We start from the raw sequence: 3420 nt of genomic DNA, 5'->3' as shown, positions 1-3420 counted from the left end.
CGGATCGGCTTGAGCGCGCTTGCAGAACTGGTGGAATACGCCGTTCTGGAGGGCGAAGCCCTGCGCCTGCGGCCGCCATCCCTGCACGAAGTCCTCGTACGCATACGACTGGTGGAACTGCACCATCTGCACGCGCGAATCGTCTTTCTGGCCCATCAGTGCCCACGCGATCCGCCGCGCCACGAACGTCTTTCCGACGCCGGGCGCCCCTTCCAGGATCACGTTCTTCCGCCGTCCCAGCGCGTCGAGAATGCCACTGAACTGCGCTTGGGTAAGGAACATCTCGTCCAACGCGTCCTCAATGGGATAAGGTCCTAATACGGTATCCGGTCCCGGCAGTGGTATGTCCGAGCCACCCGGCGGAGTCGAAGGGGATGGTAGCGGACCGAGAGCTTCCGATGCCGCGCTGAGCCATGCGGGATACGTCGTCATCTCCGTGAGGGTCTTCACGACCATCCGGTGCTCTTCCGGCAGCGTCCAGCGCCCTACCTGGTCCCAACGCACGTCGCGAACGTTCCGGTACTCCGATCGCGCGTCGTCGTACCGGTATCCAGACGTCACCTCGCCAACCCCAACGATTACGCTACGCCCCTGCTTCGCGATGACGAGATCGCCCAATCGCATCCTGTGGGCAAACTCGAAGCAGGCATTCGCATCGTTCAACGGATTCCCGCCGCGAACTTCGCGAAGGGCTTCGTAGGCCGCTTCGTATGTTGGATAGGCCGCCAGGTCGCCCAGTTCATCCCACCCGATTGCGCAGACGCCGTCGCGCTGGAACTCCTGCCACAACCGCGCGCCTTCGCCGGGGGCAATCAGCCAGACGCGCCGATCCCCCGGACTCTGCAGCTGCCGCGACAGGTCGTGTGCTTTATCAGCAGCCCGCGGCGGGGTAGCTTTGCGAGCCCCAACCTTCGGAACCGATCCCTTTCCCATCCATTCACTCCGGATCGGACCTTCATAGTAGTCTGCCTCAGCGCCGTCGAATCGCTCTTCCAGCCGACGCCGCAGGCTTACCAAGGCTCGGTCCACAGCCATGCGGTCCATACCATCGACGGCAACGTCCAGCCCGAGCTTCGCCCCCAAGCGCCGAAGGATCTGCTCCTTGTGGCTCGATGTCATCACCCGCTCGAACGATTCCGGGAACAGGAGATACAGGAGCATGTGACGGAACTGCCGGTTCTTGCTCGCAGGGTGCCGATCCACCCACTCAGCAAATCTCCACGGGTCGCTGATCAACGATTCTGCATCTGAACGCCGCAGCCGCTTCCAATCACGGAACAACTCGATGCAGAACACGAGTTCACGCCACCGGCCCGTGTTGAATGCCGTGCCGGGAAACCCCACGCCTCGCTCCAGGGGTTCTCCGAGTTTCGGTGCATCGGGGAGGCGCTCGCCGGACCATTCCCATGCGCGGCGAATCTGGATTCGCTTGGTGGCCCCCTTCATCCCTCGCTCGCTGACACTCAGGTACAAGATCCACAGTATCTCGGCGGCGAGTTGCTTTGCCTGGGCCGGAGCGGGCGCGAGCTGCGCCTCTAGCTTCTGGAGGAAATCGCCCTCACCCTCATCGAGATTCTGGACGAAGTGACGATCCAGGTGCAGCAGGTTCTCGAGCGTCCAGAGCCGATTGCCGGACAAGATGGAGCCGTCCGCGAGGAGGCAGCGGTCACGCCAGTCGCGAGCTGCTTCGAGTGCTTCCGGGGAGCGATGCCAGCGAGCCATGATGTACGTACGTGCGGGTGATAGGCGCTCAACGAACGGATAATGTCGCTGCGGTGCCCAACTCCATTGTCGGTCCGGGCAGACCGGATTCCCCGGCCCCGAGCAGATGCCAGCCGGCTCAGCGCCAAGCTAGGTGAGCGCGTCCCATCGTGCGGGCGATCCTGCGGCCCAGTGCGGACCCGGTAGCGAGATCCGCGGCGGTACCCGGATGGAGAGCGAGGTGGTAGACGTCGGAGAGGATGCGGCCGACTTCGGGATAGTCTTCGTCGATGGTGCCCACCCGCGCCGCGCCGATGGCCTGCAGCAGCGGAGGCGAGGCGAGGTTCATCACCGGCTCGCGGACCACGGTGGCGAACAGGTGGTGGTGCCCGGTGGCCGCGAGCTGTTCCAGCGCGGCGAGGGCCAGGGCCGGCGCGTAGGTCCGATGGCGTGGGCCGGGGCGCATGGCGAGCTGGTCGAAGTACGCCACGCGCGCGTCCTCCAGCGCGTCCCAGTCCCCGTCGCCCCACGCGATGGACCGGCGGCGGGCCCAGACGTCCGTCGCGCGAAGTACGCCGTCGGGAAGCGCGATGGCGAAGCCGCCGAGCACGCCGTCATCGTCGGTGAGGGCGAGGACCTGCGCGTTCGCCACCAGGAACTCGTACTGCTCGCGCGTGGCGCCCAGCAGAAAGCCGCCACCGGGCGCATCTCCCGTGGAATCCAGCTTCAGTTCCCGCTTGATCCGCAGCATCCCATCCACGTCGCCCGGCTGCGCGGGGCGGATCTTCATCTGCGCATCAGCCCCAGGTCCACCGAAAATTCGCCGACCTCGGCGATCTCCTCGATGTGAGGCCCCTTCGTCTGCTGCCAGATGGCCTGCCAGAGCGAGGTGACGCCCTGGTTGTGGTGGTACGCCTCGGGGAGGATGTGGCGGCGGTCCGGCAGCTGGTGCCAGGGGATGTTGGGGTCGTAATGGTGCGTGGCGTGCTCGTTGAAGTTCAGCAGCAGCCACGAAAAGAACCGCTGCCGCGGAAGCGAGCGCACGTTGTGGCGCACGTCGGGGCCCACCGTGGTGTCGTAGTGGTACACGTACAGGAGCAGCGACCACACCCAGGCGAACACCGCAAGCGGCAGCCCCAGCGCCCCCAGCCACGCCTCGAACCCCAGCGCCCACCACACGGCGGCGTGAAAGCCGAGGCCGCCCGCGAACTCGGCCCAGGCGCGCAGCCGGCGCGAGCCCCGCCAGTGCTTGAACACGGGCGAGATCCGTTCGGCGCGCGCGGTGGGCACCAGCAGAAAGATCAGCACGGCGGCGATGGAGTGCACGAAGAAGCCGCCCAGGAACACGAAGAAGATCCACACCGCGTGGTAGTACCCCCGCCGCAACGGCGTCAGCGGCCGCGTGGTGGGAAAGGTGTCGAGGTTGGCGGTGCGCGCGTCGCGGCGGTTGTGGCCGTGGTGGAAGAAGTGGATCTTCCGATAGACGGTGAACGGCGCGGCCACCGGGAGCAGCAGGAGCGTGCCGAGCGCGTCGTTCAACGCCGGGTGGTCGGGAAAGAGCTTCTTGTGGATGGCCTCGTGCGCGGCGATGTACATCCGGTCCAGCCACAGCCCCTGCGCCACGATGAGCCCCGCCAGTACCAGCCATCGCGCGGGCGATTCCCAGCCCAGGCAGGCGATGCTCGCCGCCATCAGGATGCCGAACACGAGGAACGTTTC

General features: G+C 66.1%; 3 protein-coding genes. All 3 read right to left on the bottom strand.

All coding sequences use genetic code 11. From position 1 onward, the window contains the following. Positions 1-1722 (bottom strand): AAA family ATPase (locus VIB55_RS17100; RefSeq protein ID WP_331877881.1); only part of this gene is annotated, 1722 nt, incomplete at its 3' end. Between the two features lie 118 nt (positions 1723-1840). Further along, positions 1841-2491 carry a hypothetical protein gene (locus VIB55_RS17095; protein ID WP_331877880.1) on the bottom strand — a complete coding sequence of 217 codons (651 nt, stop codon included), beginning with the start codon at positions 2489-2491 and terminating at the stop codon, positions 1841-1843. Continuing rightward, on the bottom strand, positions 2488-3420 hold a 933-nt coding region (locus tag VIB55_RS17090), incomplete at its 5' end, for a fatty acid desaturase (protein ID WP_331877879.1). The genes VIB55_RS17095 and VIB55_RS17090, both read right to left, overlap by 4 nt.

Source organism: Longimicrobium sp., assembly GCF_036554565.1.
GTDB lineage: Bacteria > Gemmatimonadota > Gemmatimonadetes > Longimicrobiales > Longimicrobiaceae > Longimicrobium.
The sequence above is the reverse complement of the archived record's forward strand: the minus strand, read 5'-3'. Positions and strand labels throughout refer to the sequence as shown.

Coding starts and splice junctions, on each gene's coding strand:
- VIB55_RS17095 (WP_331877880.1), bottom strand. CDS start 2,491: ATGAAGATCCGCCCCGCGCAGCCGGGCGACGTGGATGGGATGCTGCGG.